At 35.4% G+C, this 21,820-nt stretch carries 17 protein-coding genes and 1 riboswitch; of the genes, 1 reads left to right on the top strand and 16 read right to left on the bottom strand.

Going from position 1 to position 21,820, the window contains the following annotated elements; genetic code table 11:
- Positions 1 to 70: 70 nt before the first annotated feature.
- The 12 genes from metF to E0F98_RS12125 all read right to left on the bottom strand — a co-directional run bounded on the left by metF (position 71) and on the right by E0F98_RS12125 (position 14,885).
- Complete coding sequence (gene metF / locus E0F98_RS12180; RefSeq protein ID WP_132111850.1) at positions 71 to 1,027, bottom strand: methylenetetrahydrofolate reductase [NAD(P)H]; 957 nt, start codon at positions 1,025 to 1,027, stop codon at positions 71 to 73.
- An 81-nt stretch (positions 1,028 to 1,108) separates the two neighbouring features.
- Positions 1,109 to 3,790, bottom strand: coding sequence for a methionine synthase (gene metH / locus E0F98_RS12175; protein WP_132111848.1), 2,682 nt, complete (start codon positions 3,788 to 3,790; stop codon positions 1,109 to 1,111).
- Positions 3,791 to 4,116: 326 nt separating this feature from the next.
- A complete protein-coding gene (locus tag E0F98_RS12170) occupies positions 4,117 to 4,557 on the bottom strand; it encodes a hypothetical protein (protein ID WP_132111846.1) in 441 nt (146 codons plus the stop codon).
- A gap of 125 nt (positions 4,558 to 4,682) precedes the next feature.
- Positions 4,683 to 5,684 carry a homocysteine S-methyltransferase family protein gene (locus E0F98_RS12165; RefSeq protein ID WP_132111844.1) on the bottom strand — a complete coding sequence of 334 codons (1,002 nt, stop codon included), beginning with the start codon at positions 5,682 to 5,684 and terminating at the stop codon, positions 4,683 to 4,685.
- Positions 5,685 to 5,976: 292 nt separating this feature from the next.
- Positions 5,977 to 6,082, bottom strand: a riboswitch (SAM riboswitch).
- Between the two features lie 92 nt (positions 6,083 to 6,174).
- Entirely contained in the window at positions 6,175 to 7,227 is a 1,053-nt protein-coding gene (locus E0F98_RS12160; RefSeq protein ID WP_132111928.1) for an NAD(P)/FAD-dependent oxidoreductase, read from the bottom strand.
- Positions 7,228 to 7,352: 125 nt separating this feature from the next.
- Positions 7,353 to 7,934: a precorrin-2 dehydrogenase/sirohydrochlorin ferrochelatase family protein gene (locus E0F98_RS12155; protein ID WP_132111842.1), complete on the bottom strand. Its 582-nt coding sequence runs from the start codon at positions 7,932 to 7,934 to the stop codon at positions 7,353 to 7,355.
- The gene (cobA, locus tag E0F98_RS12150) at positions 7,921 to 8,712 is read right to left on the bottom strand and encodes a uroporphyrinogen-III C-methyltransferase (RefSeq protein ID WP_132111840.1); all 792 of its coding nucleotides are present in this window, start codon (positions 8,710 to 8,712) and stop codon (positions 7,921 to 7,923) included. Before cobA ends, E0F98_RS12155 begins: the two co-directional genes overlap by 14 nt.
- Positions 8,702 to 10,795 carry a HEPN domain-containing protein gene (locus E0F98_RS12145; RefSeq protein WP_132111838.1) on the bottom strand — a complete coding sequence of 698 codons (2,094 nt, stop codon included), beginning with the start codon at positions 10,793 to 10,795 and terminating at the stop codon, positions 8,702 to 8,704. The genes cobA and E0F98_RS12145 overlap by 11 nt, the downstream gene beginning before the upstream one ends.
- A 283-nt stretch (positions 10,796 to 11,078) precedes the next feature.
- Positions 11,079 to 12,323, bottom strand: coding sequence for a sulfate adenylyltransferase subunit 1 (locus tag E0F98_RS12140; protein WP_132111836.1), 1,245 nt, complete (start codon positions 12,321 to 12,323; stop codon positions 11,079 to 11,081).
- A gap of 117 nt (positions 12,324 to 12,440) precedes the next feature.
- Complete coding sequence (locus E0F98_RS12135; protein WP_132111834.1) at positions 12,441 to 13,172, bottom strand: DUF2490 domain-containing protein; 732 nt, start codon at positions 13,170 to 13,172, stop codon at positions 12,441 to 12,443.
- Position 13,173: 1 nt separating this feature from the next.
- Positions 13,174 to 14,073, bottom strand: a complete 900-nt coding sequence (gene cysD, locus E0F98_RS12130) for a sulfate adenylyltransferase subunit CysD (RefSeq protein WP_132111832.1) — start codon at positions 14,071 to 14,073, stop codon at positions 13,174 to 13,176.
- A 110-nt stretch (positions 14,074 to 14,183) separates the two neighbouring features.
- Positions 14,184 to 14,885 (bottom strand): phosphoadenylyl-sulfate reductase, encoded by a 702-nt coding sequence (locus E0F98_RS12125; protein WP_132111830.1) that lies wholly within the window; start codon positions 14,883 to 14,885, stop codon positions 14,184 to 14,186.
- Positions 14,886 to 15,210: 325 nt separating this feature from the next.
- On the opposite strand from E0F98_RS12125, the gene E0F98_RS12120 reads away from it, so the two are divergent.
- Complete coding sequence (locus tag E0F98_RS12120; protein WP_132111828.1) at positions 15,211 to 15,993, top strand: sulfite exporter TauE/SafE family protein; 783 nt, start codon at positions 15,211 to 15,213, stop codon at positions 15,991 to 15,993.
- 91 nt (positions 15,994 to 16,084) lie between these two features.
- Here E0F98_RS12120 and E0F98_RS12115 read toward each other — a convergent pair whose 3' ends face one another.
- The 4 genes from E0F98_RS12115 to thrA form a co-directional block, all read right to left on the bottom strand.
- Positions 16,085 to 16,495 carry an RrF2 family transcriptional regulator gene (locus E0F98_RS12115; RefSeq protein WP_132111826.1) on the bottom strand — a complete coding sequence of 137 codons (411 nt, stop codon included), beginning with the start codon at positions 16,493 to 16,495 and terminating at the stop codon, positions 16,085 to 16,087.
- An 85-nt stretch (positions 16,496 to 16,580) separates the two neighbouring features.
- On the bottom strand, positions 16,581 to 17,753 hold the full coding sequence (locus E0F98_RS12110; RefSeq protein ID WP_132111824.1) for a trans-sulfuration enzyme family protein: 1,173 nt from the start codon (positions 17,751 to 17,753) through the stop codon (positions 16,581 to 16,583).
- A 99-nt stretch (positions 17,754 to 17,852) separates the two neighbouring features.
- A complete protein-coding gene (locus E0F98_RS12105) occupies positions 17,853 to 18,287 on the bottom strand; it encodes an OsmC family protein (RefSeq protein WP_132111822.1) in 435 nt (144 codons plus the stop codon).
- Positions 18,288 to 18,408: 121 nt separating this feature from the next.
- On the bottom strand, positions 18,409 to 21,795 hold the full coding sequence (thrA, locus tag E0F98_RS12100) for a bifunctional aspartate kinase/homoserine dehydrogenase I (RefSeq protein ID WP_132111820.1): 3,387 nt from the start codon (positions 21,793 to 21,795) through the stop codon (positions 18,409 to 18,411).
- Positions 21,796 to 21,820: the final 25 nt, after the last annotated feature.

The following is a 21,820-nucleotide window of genomic DNA, read 5'->3' as shown; positions in this document are numbered from 1 at the left end:
ATTTCTACATGTTAAAGTTTAAACTTAACAGACTTAATCCTAAAAAAAAATACTCCTTTTTAATTAACTATTAAAAAACCTTGCTAGCGATTTGTCTAATATTCTCTGATTTCCCCATAGAATAATAATGTAAAACAGGAACTCCCGCCGCTTTAAGTTCTAATGATTGTTGAATCGCCCATTCGATACCCACCTGTTTTATTTCGGCGTTTGTTTTACATTGATCTACAGCATGAATTAAATCTTCAGGTAAATCAATTCTAAAAATTTGCGGCAAAATTTGCAAGTGTCTTTGTACTGCGATAGGTTTTATCCCCGGAATAATAGGAACCATAATCCCCATTGCTCTGGCTTTATCTACAAATTCAAAGTATTTAGCATTATCAAAAAACATTTGAGTTACCACATAATCGGCACCTGCATCAACTTTTTCTTTAAGTCGCTTTAAGTCGGAAATTAGTGATGGTGATTCTAAATGTTTCTCAGGATAACCCGCTACACCAATACAGAAATCAGCCTTATTATCGATATGCATCACATCATGCAAATACTTCCCTTGATTTAATTGATCAATTTGTTGAACTAAATCAACCGCAAAGTTATTTCCGCCAGATTTTGGGACGAATGATTGTTCGTCTTTCATCGCATCACCGCGCAAAGCCATAACATTATTAATTCCTAAATAGTGACAATCCACTAATAAATACTCTGTTTCTTCTTTTGTGAATCCACCACAAAGTACGTGCGGCACAGTGTCCACCGTATATTTATGCTTAATAGAAGCACAAATTCCCAATGTTCCTGGGCGCATTCTAGTCAACTTTTTATCTAATAAACCATTCCCCTTATCCACATAAATGAACTCCTCGCGAGAAGTCGTCACGTCTATAAATGGCGGATTAAAATCCATCAATGGATCAATATTATCGTACAATTCCTGAATACTTTTCCCTTTTTGTGGCGGAATGATTTCAAACGAAAATAATGTTTTCCCTTTCGCTGCTTCTATATGTTCTGTTACTTTCATTTTATTTTTTGTTTCATGTTTAATGTTTAAAGTTTAAAGTTCTCTTGAGCCACTTGAAACCTTAAACTTCAAACCCCTTTTCTAGTCTGCTATATTTGGATTTAGCCATTTCATAGCTTTTTCTGTCGAAATACTTCTACGTTTTGCGTAGTCAACTACCTGATCTTCTTTTATTTTTCCAAGTCCGAAATACTTACTTTCTGGATTTCCAAAATAATATCCTGAAACTGCAGAAGCTGGCCACATCGCCATACTTTCTGTTAGAACCACTCCAATTTCTTCTTCTACATTTAATAGTTTCCAGATTGTTGGCTTCTCTAAATGGTCTGGACAAGCTGGATAACCTGGCGCTGGACGAATTCCTTTATATGTTTCTGCGATCATATCTTCGGTGCTCAAAGATTCATCAGCTGAGTAACCCCAAATCTCTTTACGTACTTTTTCGTGAAGATACTCTGCAAAAGCTTCAGCTAAACGATCCGCCAATGCTTTGACCATTATCGCATTATAATCATCCAAATCCTTTACAAATTCTTCGGCCCATTCATCAACACCAAAACCGGTAGCCACACAAAACGCACCCATATAATCCGTTTTACCACTGTCTTTTGGCGCAATAAAATCAGATAAGGCAATATTTGGAGCACCTTTGGTTTTTTGTGATTGTTGACGTAATGTCAAAAATTTATCTAATACTTTTCCATTTTCGTCGCTCAGCTCGATATCATCATCGTTGACTTGATTCGCTGGGAAAATACCGTATATTCCTTTGGCGTCAAGCTTCTTCTCCTTCAAAATAACTGCCAACATCGCCTGAGCATCAGCAAAAACAGCAGTTGCCTGCTCACCAACTACCTCATCAGTAAGAATAGCTGGGTATTTTCCGTGTAATTCCCAAGTTCTAAAAAATGGCGTCCAGTCGATATACGGAACCAAAACATCTACATCAACTTCGATTGCTTTTACCCCAATAAAATTGGGTTTCTTGGGAGTATAGTTTTCCCAATCCAATTGCAGTTTATTTTTTCTTGCTTGCTCAATAGTCAAGAAGTTTTTATCTCGAGATCGATTTAAAAAAGTCTCTCTAAAAGCATCATATTCTTCTCGAATCGAAGCCATGTATATTTTCTTATCACTATTTAACAAACTTCCAGCGACTGTTACTGCTCTCGAAGCATCATTAACGTGAATTACTGTTTGTCTATATTGCGGAGCAATTTTCACGGCAGTGTGCGCTCTAGAAGTTGTAGCTCCACCAATCATTATTGGAATTTTGATATCGCGTTTGTCTAATTCTTTAGCCAAATAAACCATTTCATCAAGCGAAGGAGTAATCAATCCGCTAAGACCAATAATATCTACGTTGTGTTCTATGGCAGCCGCAATAATTTTCTCTGGCGCAACCATAACTCCTAAATCGACAATCTCATAATTATTACAAGCTAAAACTACTGAAACAATGTTTTTTCCAATATCATGAACGTCACCTTTTACAGTAGCCATCAAGATTTTTCCATTCCCTTGCTTATCGCCTGCTTGCTTGCTTGCTTCAATAAATGGCAACAAATAAGCCACGGCTTTCTTCATCACACGAGCTGATTTTACCACTTGAGGCAAAAACATTTTCCCAGATCCGAACAAATCTCCTACGACATTCATGCCTGTCATCAAGTTGATTTCGATAACTTCAATTGGCTTTGCAGCCGCTAATCGAGCTTCCTCAACATCTTCTTCAATATATTGATCAACACCTTTTACAAGCGAATGTGTAATTCTTTCTTGAACTGTTCCAGAACGCCATTCTTGAATTGCTTTCTCATTTCCTTTTACATCGCCTTTTACATTTTCAGCAAAATCTAACAATCGTTCTGTTGCATCGTCGCGTCTATTCAGAATCACATCTTCAACATGCTCTAATAAATCTTTTGGAATTTCGTCGTAAATCGTAAGCATTTCAGGATTAACGATTCCCATCGTCATTCCGTTTTTAATGGCATGATATAAAAACACAGAATGCATCGCTTCACGAACCGTATCATTTCCTCTAAACGAAAACGAAACATTACTCACTCCACCACTAATGTGTGCATGCGGCAAGTTTTCACGAACCCATTTTGTACCTCTAAAGAAATCCAACGCATTTAGGCGGTGTTCCTCCATTCCTGTAGCTACTGGAAATATATTCAAATCGAAAATAATATCCTGAGCAGGGAAACCAACTTTATTCACCAAAATATCATAAGAACGCTGGCAAATCTCTACTCTTCGTTCGTAATTATCGGCTTGTCCCACCTCATCAAAAGCCATAACAATTACTGCAGCTCCATAGCGCTTGATTAATCTAGCATGATGAACAAAAGCTTCTTCGCCTTCTTTCAAAGAAATAGAATTTACGACACTTTTCCCTTGAACCACTTTCAAGCCGGCTTCGATAATTTCCCATTTCGAGCTATCAATCATGATGGGCACACGGGAAATATCAGGTTCAGCAGCTATTAGATTCAAGAATTTTGTCATGGCATAAACGCCATCAAGCATCCCTTCATCCATATTAATATCGATGATTTGGGCGCCACCTTCGACTTGCTCTTTTGCAATGCTAAGTGCTTCTTCGTATTTTTCTTCCTTGATTAATCGAAGGAATTTTCTTGAACCCGTTACGTTTGTTCGCTCTCCAACGTTAATAAACAAACTCTCTGGAGTTATAATCAAAGGCTCTAATCCCGATAATACAAGGTTTTTTCTTGTTTCTTTTTCTGCCATTTTATTTATTTTTAATTCTATATCATTTTAAAAATGAAATAGATTTAATCTTTTATCTTATTATTTTGGGCGTGCCCCAAAAGGGTCAGGCTATCCGCTATATCTTTTGTTTCGCTATCGCTTCACAAAAGGATGCCGCTACTATCCCTCACGCAGTTTTGTACTCTGTCATTGCGAGGAGTTGTGAGCAACGAAGCAAAGCAATCCTACTAGGTACTCGCCGTATGTGATTCCTTCGTTCCTCGGAATGACCTACTTAATGCTTTTATTTATTGAGGACGTTTATTCTCCTTGTGGGCACTAGCGAGACGCTCGCGCTTACCTTATCATTTCCATTTAGACCTTTCTAAATATTTACTTGTAATGCCACTATCATAAATATAATATTTGGTTTTAGTAAAACCAGCTTTAACAAGAGCAAGCGAATCCGGTTTCAATTCTTTATCTAAAAGGATATAATTTGCCTTAGGATTATTTAGATCATATTTTACTTTGTAAAACTTTTTTAAAATCTCATCATTTCCTATTGTCTTCGTATTAGATACAATTTTACTATTCACATAAAAACAATACATTAAATACCTACTTCTACCAGACTTTTTAAACTTCATTGTTAAACCAATTGCCTCACCTTTGAAGGTTTTCTTATAGTCATCGAACTGATTTTCTTTATGATTTGTGTACAATAAAATAATCGTTGATGAAATAAAAGTAATAACTATAGCAATTTTTAAATATTTAAAATTTATCTTCCCTTCTTCTTTCATTTTAGTTACAACTATTATTTCATAACTCCTTGATGGCGGGAGTATCTAACCTATAACATTTACATAATCAACAATTTAGATCCTTTGTCAAAGTTTAAAACTTTGACAAAGGTCATATCAACATTTTACATCACCGCAGTAGAAACTCTTGGTTTATAATCCTTTGCGATATCTGCAATTAACTTGATGTGCTCTGGGGTTGTTCCGCAACAACCACCTATGATGTTTACTAAATTATCGTCTAAATAAGTTTTGATTTGAGCTTGCATTTCCTCTGGTGTTTCATCATATTCTCCAAAAGCATTAGGCAATCCAGCATTAGGATGCGCAGAAACATTGAAAGAAGTATTATGAGACAACGTTTGCAAATACGGTTTTAATAAATCAGCGCCAAGGGCACAATTGAAACCTACACTCAATAATGGAATATGTGAAACTGAAACCAAGAAAGCTTCCACCGTTTGCCCTGATAGTGTTCTTCCTGAAGCATCTGTAATGGTTCCTGAAACCATGATTGGAATATCGATATTGCGTTCGTCTTTGACTTCTTCAATAGCAAAAAGGGCTGCTTTAGCATTCAAAGTATCAAAAATAGTTTCGACTAATAATAAATCACAACCGCCATCCATTAAGGCTTCGACTTGTTGTTTGTAGGCAATTCGCAAATCATCAAAAGTTACGGCTCTGTAACCTGGGTCATTTACATCTGGCGACATGCTAGCCGTTCTGTTTGTTGGTCCTACTGAACCGGCTACAAAACGTGGTTTCTCTGGATTTTTACCCGTGAATTCGTCAGCTACTTCACGGGCAATTTTCGCCGATTCATAGTTTAGTTCGTAAACAATATCTTCGAGATGATAATCGGCCATACCAATTGTTGTTCCAGAGAATGTATTGGTTTCTACGATATCAGCACCTGCTTCAAAATATGCGGCATGAACGGCTTTTATAGCTTGTGGTTGTGTAAGCGATAATAAATCATTATTCCCTTTTAGTGAATGTGGAAAATCTTTGAATCGTTGCCCACGAAAATCTTCTTCGGAAAAATTATAACGCTGTAACATTGTCCCCATTGCTCCATCGAGTATGAGTATGTTGTTTTTTATAGCTTCTTGAATGCTTGACATAACTTTTTAATTCTTTTAAATCACAGTAGATATTGCGATCTATACTTTTGATTAATAATTACAAAAGTTCACTATATAAACTCTTTAGCCCTGATTGCAGTGAAAATCCTTTTTATCCTGAATTTATTTCAGGTTAAAAAGATTGTAACGGAAAGCAGGAAGGATGATGGCAAAAAAGCACCAATCATTCGCTCTAAAAATAGATTAAGATGTTGTCAAGAAAAGTTTTTGAGAAATACTGTGGAAGTATTCTTGTGTTATCTATCTTAGATACTGAAACACTGAAATAAATTCAGCATAAATAAATTCAGCATAAAGTAGAATGTAGCACCTTCTTTATAAGATAAAGGGTTGCTAAGGTTTCATCGGGTCTTTCCCTCCGCCTTTCGTGATAACGATCAATAAATATAGGAACACTGCAAAGTAAAGACATAGCGCTAATACTTGCAAGTATTAGCGCTACATTTTTTAACTAGTTTATAGTAAGTTGTTAAACTATGGCTTTAACCACTGCTTTTGGCGCTTCCTTACGAGTTCCGTCAAATCCGTCAACTCCAGAAACTGTTGTGTATTTTAGTACATATCGCTTACCAGGATTGATAATTTGATAAGCTGCTTGACACATTAGCGTGGCTTCGTGGAAACCACAAAGGATTAATTTTAATTTTCCAGGATACGTATTTACATCTCCAATGGCGAAAATTCCTGGAATATTTGTTTGGTAATCCAAAGCGTTATTCACTTTAATGGCATTTTTCTCAATTTCTAATCCCCAGTTTCCTATAGGACCTAACTTTGGAGTTAATCCAAAAAGCGGAATAAAATAATCTGTCTCTATGGTTCTGTGCGCTCCATTTTCATCAAGAACAATAGACTCTATATGTTCGGCTCCATTCAAACCTACAACTTCAGCCGGAGTAATCAATCTGATTTTTCCTGCATCTTTTAACTCCTGTACTTTTTCTACCGAATCTAATGCCCCTCTAAATTCATTTCTTCTGTGAACCAAAGTCACTTCAGAAGCTATGTTTGAAAGGAAGATACTCCAGTCTAAAGCGGAGTCTCCACCTCCTGCAATAACCACTCTTTTATCTCTGAATTTCTCTGGATTCTTGATAAAGTATTTAATTCCTTTATCCTCATAAAAATTGATTCCGTCAATAAGTGGTTTTCTAGGTTCGAAACTTCCTAAACCACCAGCAATAGCAACAACTGAAGCATGAATTTCTGTTCCTTTGTTAGAAGTAACAATAAAACTACCATCCTCTTGTTTGTCGATTGTTTCAGCACGCTCTCCAAGTGTAAATCCTGGTTCGAATTGCTTTATTTGCTCCATTAGATTATCTACTAAATCTCCAGCTAATACTTCTGGAAATCCCGGAATATCATAGATGGGTTTTTTAGGATATAGTTCTGAAAGCTGACCACCTACTTGAGGTAATGCATCTAATATATGACATTTTAACTTTAATAATCCTGCTTCAAAAACGGCAAATAAACCTGTTGGACCGGCTCCTATAATTAGGATATCTGTTTTAATAATTTCTCTATTCTTCATATAATGATTATTATGCTAAACTAATTTACTGCAAATTAACGATTGCTTCTTAAAAAAATAAATGATAATTGTCATTCCAATTTTTTATCCTTTATTTTTTACTATTCTCTTTATTCTTTATTCTTCAGCGATGCTGTAATCTCGTTCATTCTTTGAACTTTGTCCTCAAAGTTTCCTTTCAGCGTTTTACGATATTCGTTAAGGTTCAAAACCATTTGGTTGATATCTTCTGGAATTATTTCTTCAAAAAACTCCCGCAATCTTTTGGCCGTTGTAGGCGATTTTCCATTTGTTGAAATCGCAATTTTCACATTTCCTTTGGTTACGATTCCGCCTAAATAATAATCACATAAATCCGGTGTATCGGCAATATTGCAAATTAAATATCTTTCTCTGCAGAGATCATAAATCCTTTTATTTACGTCCAAATCATCAGTACAAGCAATAACCATATGCCTTTTCTTCAGCATCTTTTTCTTGAATTTCTTCATGGTCAGCTTCACCGAATCATGTTTATTGATTAAGTCCACTAATTCCGGAATAAATCGAGGTGCAACCACCTCAACATTAGCATTAGGACTAGACTTTAGCATGAACGTCAATTTTTCTAATCCTACATTTCCTCCGCCTACAATAAGTACGTTGACTTGATGAAGTTTTAAAAATATTGGATACAATTCATTCCTTTCCATACGCTAACACCTTTTGGTTAGATCTTAATTCTTTATAAAAACCTACATTTTTCTTACTGTCTCCTACTACTTCTCCTATAACAATTATCGCTGGAGAACTCAATTTATTCTCGGCTACTACTTCCTGGATTGTATCAATAGTTCCAATTCCGACTTTCTCTTCGGGAGTTGTTCCGTTTTGAATTATAGCAACTGGCATTTCTCCTTTAGACTCTTTTTGGAATAAAGCTACTATTTGATCTAGTTTGCTCATTCCCATCAATATCACAACTGTTGCGGTAGATTGCGCCGCCAAAGCTACATCTGTAGATAATTTTCGTGCAGAAGTTGTTCCTGTTATTACCCAAAAACTCTCTGATACTCCCCTTTTTGTCAAAGAAATCCCTTGAGAAGCTGGAACTGCAATCGAAGATGAAATTCCAGGAACTACAAATGTAGGAATTCCAAAACTTTCTACGAACTCTATTTCTTCACTTCCTCTTCCAAAAATAAACGGATCACCACCTTTTAATCGCACTACCTTTCCGTAAGTCAGTGCATTATCGACAATTAATTGATTTATTTCATCTTGAGAATAAGCATGACATCCCTTTCTTTTTCCAACAAATATTTTTAATGCTTTTTTGGGAGCAAAAGACAACAACTCCTCATTTGCCAAAGCATCATACAAGACGACATTAGCTTCTGCCAATGCTTTTGCACCTTTTATTGTCAGTAAATCTGGATCTCCTGGACCAGCACCTACTAAAGTTACTTGGGCTTCTATTTTATTTTTCATCTTCTAAGTCTTTAGCTCTGAATGCTTCGATAGTATCAAAAAAAGCAATAGCTTCTTGGATATACCTTGTAGCGAATTCCTCAGATGGTTCATTCTTATTAATTTGGAACACTAAATCCTTTAATGTGGATTTTAGTGGAATTTTATTTGTTGCCACAAAAACGGTATCAAACAAGTCAATTATTCCAGCCTGATGATTTGTTTTTTGATTTTCTGAAAGCAACAAGGCTTTCGATCCATTTACAAATCCAGCATAAGCATGATAAATAGCATCTGACCATTTTTTATCTTCGAAAGCTTCTTGAGCAAATGTCAATTTATCTTTGGCTTCTAATAATAAAGTAGCTACTAAATCAATGACAACACCTGCACACTCTCCTACTCCAACAGCTTTTACGTAATTATCGGCATTTCCCCAGTCTACAAAATCAGCTTCGGTTAAGTTTGTAACATCGGCTAAAGGTTTTAAAAACTCATAGAAGTATTTTTCTCCCTTGGCATCATAATAATCCAAAAAGGATAGTTTATTTCCATTTGCTTCAAAATCATCTAGGATAAAACGCAAAGCATCCGGTCCTCTTCTACTTGGAATTTTAATTACTTTATCAGAAAAACGTCCTGATCCGTTTCCTAAATTCCCGCCACCTAACAACACTTGAAGCGCTGGCGCGACTAATTTCCCAGCGTTGATTGACATTCCCTGAAAACCTATTGCCGACATATTATGTTGGCCGCAGGCATTCATACAACCGCTAATTTTAATAGTGATTTCTCTATTGTTATTGTACTGTGGATATTCGGTTTCTAAAACTCTTTCTAGCTCTACAGCAATTCCCGTACTACTTGCAATCCCTAAATTACAAGTATCTGTTCCAGGGCATGCCGTAATATCTGAAATGGTATTGTATCCTAAATTCACCATTTCTAACTTGGTCAATTCTTGGTAGAAAAACTCTAAATTTTCTTCTTTTACATTTCGAATTAAAATATCCTGACGCAAAGTAAAACGCAATTCATTAGCAGCGTAGTTCTTTATTAAGTCGGCTAATAATCTAGCTTTATCAGTGTAAAAATCTCCTAAAAGAACTTTCACGCCTATAGCTACATAACCCGCTTGTTTTTGCTGAACTACATTCGATTCTTTCCATGCTTCGAATGCGGCTCTATCTTCGATTATAACTTTTGGTGCAACAAGCAACGGCTCTGGAATAGGATTGTCAAATGCAGTGGTATCGATTTCAAATACTTGATATGACAATGCCTTTTTCTCTGCTTCAACTAATCGTAAAAACTCTTCGCTTCCGATATCTTTGATTAGAAATTTCATTCTGGCTTTAAGTCTTTTTGCTCTTTCGCCAAAACGATCAAAAATTCTCAATACTCCTTCTGTCGTTGGAATAATTTGGTTTACAGGAACAAACTCTGATAACAATTCGGCGTGATTGGGTTGTGACCCTAATCCTCCACCAAGCATTATTTTAAAACCTCTTTCCCCATTTACAATTTTTGGAATAAATCCTAAATCATGTAAATAACTCAAAGCTGTATCTTCATCTGAGGAAGAAAACGAAATTTTAAATTTTCGACCCATCTCCTGACAAACCGGATTCCTCAATAAAAATTGGAATAAGGCGTGTGCATAAGGTGACACATCAAATGGTTCATTGACATCAATTCCAGCCGTTTCACTTGCCGTGATATTTCGTACCGTATTACCACATGCCTCGCGTAAGGTAACATCGTCTTTTTCAAGCTCTGCCCAAAGTTGCGGCGTTCTATCTAAACTTACATAGTGAATCTGGATATCCTGACGTGTTGTGATATGCAATCTTCCCGTGGAATATTCATCAGAAACTTTAGCAATACGCAATAATTGCTCGCTCGTTACTTTTCCAAACGGCAGTTTGATTCGGATCATTTGAACACCCTCTTGACGTTGACCGTAAACACCACGCGCTAACCGCAGGCTACGAAAACGTTCATCATCAATTTTTCCTTCTTTGAATAAACGAATCTTTCTCTCTAAATCGATGATGTCTTTTTGGACAATCGGGTTTTCTATTTCTGTTCTAAAACTTTCCATATGTTTTTACTATTATCCTCCCCCCCGGCCCCCTCCGAAGGAGGGGGAGCCATTGAGGAGCTTTATTATGTTATATTCTGCTTCTGAATTTTCAATTCATCTTTACTATTCAATTTCAAAAAGACAAAAGCCATTGAGGAGCTTGATTCTTGTTATTTAATCGTAATTACCTAATCGGTAAAAATTATTATCGCCATTTTAACATTTAAACAATAAATTTTATAACCACAAAGTTTATCGACAATCTCTCCCTCCCCTTCGGGGAGGGCCGGGGTGGGGATTCCTATCTGATAAACCCTACTCCTGCTGTTGTATTTGTTGCTGCATCGATTAAGATAAAAGCACCGTTTGATTTGTTATCGTTGTAAGCATCAAAATAAATTGCTTTGCTTAACTTAATATTTACTTCTCCTATTTCGTTAATCGCTAATTGCGACGCTTCTTTTACTCCTGAAAAATCAGTTGCAATTACATTTTTCACGCTATCAATTTTAGCCAAAACTCTCTTGGTATTGTGTTGTACAAAATATTTTGCACCAGGAACTAGTTTCTTACTGTCCATCCAACAAACTGTTGTATTGATATCTTTTTCAACCTTAGGCAATTCAGACGATTTTACAATCATATCTCCTCTAGTTACATTGATATCATTTTCTAATTCGATGGTAATTGAAGAACCTACTGAAGCTTCATCAAATTGCTTATCAAAAAAGTGAATATTAGACACTATCGATTCTGTCAAAGAAGGTAATACCGTAACTGCATCTCCAACTTTAATGTTATTCCCGTAAAGTTTACCAGCATATCCTCTAAAATCGTGGTATTCTTCCGTTTTTGGACGGATTACAGTTTGTACTGGAAAACGTGCTTGACCTTTTTCATAAACATCAGCTGGCTCTAAAGCTTCAAGGTGTTCTAAGATAGTTTGTCCTTCGTACCATGGCATTTCACCTAATGATTCTACTACATTATCACCAGTTAAAGCACTTAATGGAATGTAACTTACATTTTGTTCTTTAAAAGTACTTTTGGCGTTTAACGCTTCAAAGTCGGCTTTAATTTTATTATAAACTTCTTCAGAATAATCTACTAAATCCATTTTATTAACGGCAACGATTACTTCTTTTACACGCAATAAATTATTGATGAAAAAGTGACGGTAGGTTTGCTCAATAACTCCTTTACGAGCATCAATTAAAATAATTGAAACTTGGGAAGTCGAAGCACCTGTAACCATGTTACGAGTATACTCAACATGCCCAGGAGTATCGGCAATGATGTAACTTTTCTTAGCCGTAGAGAAGTAAATATGCGCCACATCAATTGTGATTCCTTGTTCTCTCTCAGCAACTAATCCGTCAGTAGCCAACGAAAAATCAAGATAATCATAGCCTTTTTGCTTGCTACTTTTTTCAATTGCTTCTAATTTATCTGTAGTTAAGGATTGCGTATCATACAATAATCTCCCAATTAATGTACTCTTTCCGTCATCTACACTTCCTGCTGTTGCTATTTTTAAAACTTCCATTTTATTTTTTGTTTAAAGTTTAAAAGTTTAAGGTTTCAAGTTTCGTTGAATGCCTTTATACAAACCTTTAAATCTGAATGTTTTTATTTTTATTATGTATACAGATTTTAATCTGAATTATATCTTAACCTTATGAATGAAGCTGAATCTTATAATATCTCTATTAAAGTAATCAACTCCGTTTGCTCTTTCTTGAAAACTATTTAAATAACCCAACTCTAATGCAACGGCTGGACTAAATCCTACTTGTATTGCTGCATAAATTCGGTTTTGATCGAATGTGTTTTTGATAATTTTGTTTCCGCCATTAATCATTATTTCATCGTACACAATTCCTTTTAGATATTGCTTTTCCGTTTTCCAAAAAGTATAATCTCCTTGAAGTCGATATCTAAATCGTAAATAAAATGTTGTTCCATCCTCTAACATTAATTTACTTGCATTGTGAACAAACCGCTCTTCTAACATGTATCGATGTGCTAAATTCACTTTACCTAAAGCTTGCTTTATGGTTACATCTTGTTGCAATCGATATTCAGGAATATGAAAACCCGTTTTAACTTCTGGATCTTGTGTCGCCAGTGAGAAGTAAGCAAAACCTACTCCTAACTCTACCTTATCCGTTATTTTGTCTCTCACTTGAACCCGACTTACAAAGGTATTTTGCGTCACTGGATTTATAAAAACCCTATTATCAATCTCAGTATGAACAGACCATTTATTATTTAATTCCAGCTGATTGTAATATCGTATCCAGAGTAAACTTTGTTTGTCAACGTATTTCTCTGTTTGAGCTTTTATTCCAATACTAAAAAGAAACAAACACAAAAACATTTTCAAGAACTTCATTCTAAAAGTACCCTTGTTGTTTTCTTTTCTCCATCGCTGCTTCCGAGCGTTTATCATCAATTCTAGCACCTCTTTCAGATATCGTTGACAATCTAATTTCGCCCACCACTTCTGATATTGTTGCTGCGTAAGAATCAACTGCTGCTGTACAACTCATATCTCCAACAGTTCTAAAGCGAACAATTCTTTCTTCAATTTCTTCGTCTTCTTCTTGGTAAACAAAAGGAGAATGTGACCAAATCATACCGTCTCTCAAAAACACTTTACGCTTGTGCGAGAAATAAATGGATGGAATTTCGATTTGCTCTTGTTCGATATAACTCCAAACATCTAATTCGGTCCAGTTTGAAATCGGGAACACACGAACGTTCTGACCATTTTCAATCTTTCCGTTAAGTAAATCGAATAATTCAGGGCGTTGATTTTTTTCGTCCCATTGACCAAAATCATCACGTACCGAAAAAATACGTTCTTTAGCTCTTGCTTTTTCTTCATCGCGACGTGCACCACCAATACAAGCATCAAACTTGAATTCTTCGATAGCATCTAAAAGCGTTGTTGTCTGTAAGCTGTTTCTACTCGAATATTTTCCTGTTTCCTCAACCACTTTTCCTTCGTCGATAGCATCTTGCACATTACGAACAATTAATTCTAATCCTAATTCTTTAACCAATCGGTCTCTAAATTCGATAGTTTCAGGAAAATTATGACCTGTATCTACATGTAATAATGGAAAAGGAATTTTAGCTGGGAAGAATGCTTTTTGTGCTAAACGAACCAATGTAATTGAATCTTTTCCACCAGAAAAAAGCAGTACTGGCTTGTCAAATTGAGAAATTACTTCTCTAAAAATGTATATCGCTTCGCTTTCTAAAGCATTTGTTTTTAATATCGTACTCATTGTTTTTTGTTTTATCCTCCCCCCAACCCCCTCCGAAGGAGGGGGAGAGAAAACGGAGTTATATTCATTTTTAAATTTTAATTCGAACCTCTATCTTCGTATTTCGAACTTTATTTCCCGTGTAAACCACACTCCTTATGACTTGATTCCCACCACCATCTTCCGGCTCTAATATCTTCCCCTTCTGAAATCGCTCTGGTGCAAGGCGCACAACCTATACTTACAAATCCTTGTTTATGCAAAGCATTTTGCGGCACATTGTTTTTTTCTAAATAATCTTCAACTTCTTTCAAAGTCCACTTTAATAAGGGATTGAATTTTATTATTTCGAACTTGGAATCATATTCAAAAAGATGTAAATCATTTCTATTTTCTGACTGTTCAGCACGAAGACCAGTAATCCAAACTGAATTCCCTTTTAAGGCTTTCGTTAATGGAGCTACTTTTCGAATAAAACAACACTCTTTTCTATTATCAACCGATTCATAAAAACTATTCGGTCCTTTCTCGTTTAATAAATTCTCAACCGCACTCGCTTCGGGAAAATATACCTTTATACGTGTTTTATACTTCTTCTTCGTTTTATGAAAAACATCGTAGGTTTCTTGAAATAACCGACCTGTATCTAAAGTGAAGATGTTAATTGGCAAATCTGATGTGGCAATTAATGCCGTAATAACTTGATCTTCCTGCCCAAATGAAGTCGAAAAAACCACCTTATCTTTATATTGGTTTGCTAAAAAAGCCAAGGTTTCTTCGATTGAGAAGTTTTGTGTCTTTTCTATTAATGTTTGTACTATTGTTGAACTCATTTTATTTTATTTATCAAAAAAATCTATTACCCTATCGGTTTAGTAGATTACATCGCAAAAGTAATACTTATTTCCAAAGTACAAAACAAAAAATGATTTTTTTATTCTATCAGACTCAATTCCTTAAGTACTCAAATAAAGCACATTACAATTACAGATGCTGTTATTTATTAAATTCTCAAACAATCAAATCTCTTTTATTATATTCCTAAAAAAAGTAATAACATTCTATTAAATATTCATTTCTTCAATTATTTTACATATAGTCTATCATCCCGATAGGATAATTATAAAATAGTTATTATTTTTGTCCAAAATATTTTTTATGGATTTCCAAATTGGATTAGTCATTGCGGGTTTAGCCGTTGGTTTTATAGTAGGATTAACAGGTGTAGGAGGTGGTTCATTAATGACTCCTATTTTACTATGGTTTGGAATTCCTCCAACAACTGCTGTTGGAACAGACTTACTGTATGCCGCATTTACTAAAATGGGTGGTATATATGTGCATCATAAAAAAAAGAATATCAATTGGACAATTACAGCTTGGCTTTCTTTAGGTAGTGTCCCAGCGGCATTAGCAACTTTATGGATTTTACATAGTATAAAAACAGATATTACTGCAATAAATACCGTCATAAAATACAGTTTAGGATGGGCATTACTTATGACTTCTATTGCAGTTTTGTTTAAAAAGAAGCTTTTAAACTTCTCTCAAAAACATTCGGGAGACAAATTCCACAGTGAAAGCAAGACACAAAACTTGTTAACGGTAGCGATAGGAATTCTATTAGGCGCTACTGTAACATTAACATCTATTGGAGCTGGAGCATTAGGAACTGTTACCTTATTTTTCCTATACCCACTTTTAGCAACACCAAAATTAGTTGGTACCGAAATCGCTCATGCCGTACCTTTAACTCTAGTCGCTGGTTTAGGACACGCAACTATGGGGAATTTAGATTTAGAACTGTTAGGACAGTTACTATTGGGTTCACTTCCTGGAATATACGTTGGAAGCATGATGAGTGGAAAAGTTCCTGATTTATACCTTAGAAATGCAATTGCAATTATGTTGTTTTTCGTGGGATATAAACTGGTGTTTTAAGTCGACATACTTCTAATACAAAAGCCCCATTCATTGTGATTATTCAATGAATGGGGCTTTTTCTTGCAAGCTGTTCTCTTCGTTAAACATTCTAAAATGCAATATCGGCTAGAGAGTTATTTTCTAATATCATCAAGGTATTATCTCGAACTTCGGTCATTAATTTACGTACTGCACACGCAGCTTCGTCCGTACAATCATCGCATTTTTCATAAAAGTTATGACTCGCGCAAGGTAGCAAGGCAATTGGCCCCTCTAGAATGCGATAGACTTTGGCCATATTTATTTCTTTGGGGTCTTTAATTAAATAATAACCACCGCCTTTTCCTTTTTTGGCACCCAAAAAACCTGAATTTCGCAAAAGCAATAAAATACTTTCCAAAAACTTAACCGAAATATTTTCGCTTTTTGCAATATCAGCAATTGCAACTGGTGTTTGATCTTCTTGACGTGCCAAAAATGTCAATGCCTTAATTCCGTATTTCGTTTTCTTTGAAAGCATTTATCGTGATTTGTGATTGTTTGTCGAAGTCTAAATTATTAAAATCAAATCTACAATCAAAAATCGTTAATCACAAATCTAAAATCTAAGACAGTGCTTGATCTAAATCAGCGATTATATCTTTAACGGTTTCTAAGCCAACAGAAACACGTACCAAACCATCAGTGATACTAACTGCTAGTCTTTCGTCAACAGATAATTTGCTATGCGTTGTAGATGCTGGATGTGTAACAATCGTTCTGGTATCTCCTAAATTTGGCGATAGTGAACATAATTTTATTTTATCTAAAAAGTTACGCCCTGCTTCAAGACCGCCTTTTATTTCAAAAGCTACAATGTTACCACCTAATTTCATTTGCTTTTGGGCAATTTCATATTGCGGATGGGATTTCAAGAATGGATATTTTACACGATTAACTTTTGGATGCTGTTCTAAAAACTCAGCCACTTTTAAAGCATTCTCACAATGTCTATCTAATCGAATCGCTAAAGTCTCTAAACTTTTCGATAAAACCCAAGCATTAAACGGAGACAAAGAAGGACCTGTAAGTCGGGAAAACAAATAGATTTTATGAATCAATTCAGGATCACCAACAGTTACTCCGCCTAAAACACGGCCTTGACCATCCATTAACTTTGTAGCAGAATGCACCACCAAATGCGCTCCCCATTTTATAGGTTGCTGCAAATAAGGCGTTGCAAAACAGTTATCGATTACTAAAATCAAATTGTGCTTTTTAGCAATATTACCAAGCAATTCTAAATCTATAATATCAACGGCTGGATTCGTTGGCGATTCCGCAAAAAGAATCTTTGTATCAGCTGTGATGAAACTTTCAATAGTTTCGGGTTTGTTAATATCAAAATACGATGTTTGAATATTCCACTTTGGAAAATAATTAACAAACAAGGAATGTGTCGCTCCAAAAACACTACTGGAAGAAACAATATGATCGCCAGATTTCAATAATGCGGCTAAGGTTGAATACACAGCAGCCATTCCTGAAGCAAAAGCAAAACCAGCAGTTGCCCCTTCCATCTTGCACACTTTTTCCACAAACTCGTTAGTGTTCGGGTTGCTGTATCGACTATAAATATTTCTATCTTTCTCTTCGGCAAATGAGGCACGCATATCCTCAGCGTCTTCAAATACAAAACTAGAAGTTAAGTATAATGGTACGGAGTGCTCTAAATATTGGGTACGTTCTAATTGGGTACGGATGGCTTCGGTTTCAAAACCAAATTCTTCTTCGTTCATGCTGTTAGTTGTTAAATGTGTTTCACAAAGTTTCACAAAGGAAGCTCTAAGATTCACCAAAATAGTATTATGTTTAAATTAAGTTTTAAAATTGGCTTATTAGACTTTTGCTAATTCCACACCATTCAAAACTACTTTGTAATGTATTGTCGCTGTTGGCTCTAATGTTTTAGAAACCGAGCAATATTTATCAAAAGAAAGTTGGGCTGCTTTTGCTGCTTTGTCTTCTTTTATATCACCTTCTAATGAAAACACCAAATAGATATTCTTGAAAGGTTTTGCCTCTCCTACTTGTACGCGCTCGCCTTCTACCTCAGCTTTGAAAGAAGTGATTTCTTGACGTTGTTTCTTTAGAATCGAAATCATATCAATCGCGCTGCAGCCAGCAACTCCCATCAAAACTAATTCCATCGGACTTGGACCTTGATCATCACCACCAAATTCTGGTCGGCTGTCTACGTTAACTATGTGTCCACGTTCGTTTTTCAATTCGAAATGGAAGTTGTCATTTACTCTGTTTAATGTAATTTTCATAATGTATTTTTTGAACGTTGATCACGTTTTTTTTGGACGCGGATGCCGCAGATTTAAAAACGATTGCAACGGATTTTTATTTATTTTACTGAATACTCAAAACTGCATACTGAACACTTTTCTACCCTTTATCGGATAATCTTAAAATATCTCCAAAAACTCCTCTGGCAGTAACGGCAGAACCCGCTCCCGCTCCTTGAATTACGATTGGGCGATCTCCATAAGATTCAGTATATATTTCGAAGAAAGAGTCAGAACCTTTCAAACCACCTAAAGCAGTATCCGAAGGTACGGAAACTAGTTTTACTTCTAGAATTCCTTTGTCATGTTGTAAATCTCCTGATAGTTCCCCTATGTATCGCAACACGTGATTTGGTTTTTGCTCGTTTTTTATTCTATCATAAATAGGATCAAATTCTTTTAGCTTCGTTAGGAAAACAGTTGCACTTCCTTCGCGTAAATGTTCTGGGATTAAATTCTGAATATCAACTTCCTCAAACTCGTTTTGCAAGTCCAATTCTCTAGCTAAAATCAGTAATTTTCGACCTACATCATTCCCACATAAATCCTCTCTTGGATCTGGTTCTGTGAATCCGCTATCAATTGCTTCTTTCAATATTTCGCTAAACGGAACATCCTTCGAAGAGAAATGATTAAATAAATAACTTAATGTTCCGGAGAAAACTCCTTTTATTTTGGTGATATTTTCACCAGAAAGATGTAGTAATTTAATGGTATCAATTAACGGTAATCCCGCTCCCACATTAGTTTCATACAAATAATTCTTTTGATTTTTTTCCAAAGCACTTCTCAATTCTTTATAAAAACCATAGCTCAATGTATTAGCTACTTTATTTGACGAAATTAAATCGAAACTATTATCAACCAGCGGAATGTAATTTTCTACAAAAGTTGCAGATGCGGTATTATCAATGGCTATCAAATTCTCTAAATGATTCTCATTTGCATAAGCGATAATATCATTTAAAGCGTAACTAATTCCATCCGTTTCAAGCTCTTTTTTCCAGTTTGCGTTGATTCCGCTTTTATTAAGCAATACTTTTTTAGAATTGGCAATAGCAAAAACATTAAGCTTTATGTCTTTTCGTTTTTCGATCGAAGCCGCCGACTCTAATATTTGGTTAATTAAAGTTCCTCCCACTAATCCATGTCCGAAAATGGCAATGTTTATTTTCTTGGCTACGCCAAAAATCTCTCCGTGAATAACATTTAATGCTTTATAAAGCTCCGTTTTTTTGACAACTAAACTTACATTTTTGCCGGTTACGGTATTATTGAAAAGAATAGGCACAATTTTGTTTTTTATCAATGCCGTGTAAGGCTTATGAAACGTACTCAAATCTTGCCCAATAATCGAAATCACAGATACATTGTCTACCACTGTAATCTTGTTGACATCCTTAGAATAGAAATCGTTTTCAAATTCTTTCTCTAATTCGATCATGGCTTTTGTCGCTTTATCAGCTGCAACAACTAGCCCGATTCCTCTTTCAGAAGATCCTTGAGATATGATACTTACACTAATATCATTATCGCCCATAACTTTAAAAATTCGAGCATCAACACCCGTTTTCCCTAGTAATCCTCTGCCTTCCAGATTTACTAAAGAGACATTTTCTAATATTGAAAGAGTCTTAATTCCCGCAGCATCAGAGTTAGCAGTGATTAAAGTTCCATTATTTTCGTGATTAAAAGTATTCAGAATTCGAAGTGGAATATTTTTTTCTAATAATGGAATTATGGTTTTGGCATGTAAAATATTTGCACCAAAATTAGCTATTTCATTTGCTTCATTATAAGACAAAGTCTCAATCTTTTTAGCATCTAAAACTAATTCAGGATTGGCAGTGTAGATTCCGTTAACATGAGTGAAGTTTTGCAATTCCTCCGCATTTATATAATTTGCAACTAGCGATGCGCTATAATTACTTCCGTTTCTACCCAAAGTCGTGGTCTCGTGTTTATCATTCGAACCAATAAAACCAGTAATTACCAAAACAACATCTTTGTTATCTTTAAAAATTTGGATGATATTCTTCTTCGAAACAGCGTCTAAAGGTTGTGCGTTACCAAAATTAGAGTCCGTTATAATTAATTCTCTGGTATCTGCTAGTTTTGCAGGAATACCTCTTTCATTCAATAAAAACACCAATAATTTAGCCGAAAGTACTTCGCCATGCGCTAAAATCTGATCTTGTATCTTCACACTATAATCCCCAATCAAGCTAACACCTTCAAAAAGTTTATCTAATTTATCAAATTCAGTCGAAAAATCAACTGCATCAAAACCATCTTTCTGATACGTTTTAAAACTTTCTAAAAGCGGTTTGTAATTTCCGTTTTTGGCTGCAATAGTTAGAATATCATCTAGCTCATCCGTTGCTTTTCCTCTTGCCGAAACTACTACCGCAATTTTCTCTTCTCTCTTTATTTTACCCTCTATAATATCCAAAACGGTATTAATCCCTTCACCATTTGCTAAAGATTTACCGCCAAATTTTACTATTTTCATCTGTTTTTTATTTTTGAAAACAACTTCTAATAAATTGTCTAATTGTTCGTATTCCATCAAAAAGGCATCGTGCCCGTGCTGTGATTCTATCTCACTGTAGAATACATTATTTTTAAATTTTTTAATCTCATTGTAAGTTTCTCTATTCTCCTTTGCTGTAAAAAACAAATCCGAATTGATTCCAATTATGTAAATATTGGCATCCACTCTTGAAATAATGGTTTCTATAGACTCTTGATTTCGAGTGATATCGATCGTTTTTAAAAGTTGGTTCATCATTTTATATGCCGAAAGCTGAAACCTCTTTTCTAATTTTTCTCCATGATAATTCAACCAACTTTCCACCTGAAACGTTTCTAGTTGTACGTTGATGTCTCTATTAAATTTCTCTTTGAAAGATTCTGGCGTGCGGTAACATAACATGGCGTGAATACGCGCATCTTCAATAGGTTTTGTCGAATTATTTAGGATTTTCTCTTGCAAATAACAATTAGCAATCAACCAGTCAGTCGCTTTCCAATCTGTAGCAATGGGAATAAAGTTTTGAGCCAGTCTAGGCTCTAAGGCCAAAATTTCCCAAGCAATTCCTCCACCAACAGAACCGCCGATGAGCGCGAATAAAGTATCAATCTTTAAAACCCGAAGGCCTTCGATGAAAATCCTAGCGATATCTCTTGCTATAAAATCTCTGTAATTTTCGATAGTAGCCGAATTGAAACCATTACCTGGCACATCAAAAGCGACAATGGTATATTTTCTAGTGTCAATGGTTTTATCTACTCCCACAATATCATTCCACCAGCCAGATTCACCAATTACTTGTGAGTTTCCGGTCAAGGCATGATTAATTAAAATAATGGGAGCGGTATGCAATGGAGCTCCAAAAACCTGAAAACTTAAGTTTAGGGTAGCATAAAAAGCACCATTATGTGTGGTGAAATTTTCTAGGGTAATTGTGGTTGGTTTATTTTCCAATTTCAAATCTTTAATGATTTTTGAT

The organism is Flavobacterium hiemivividum (genome assembly GCF_004349145.1).
Taxonomy (GTDB): domain Bacteria; phylum Bacteroidota; class Bacteroidia; order Flavobacteriales; family Flavobacteriaceae; genus Flavobacterium; species Flavobacterium hiemivividum.
This window is presented reverse-complemented; position numbering and strand designations above follow the sequence as displayed.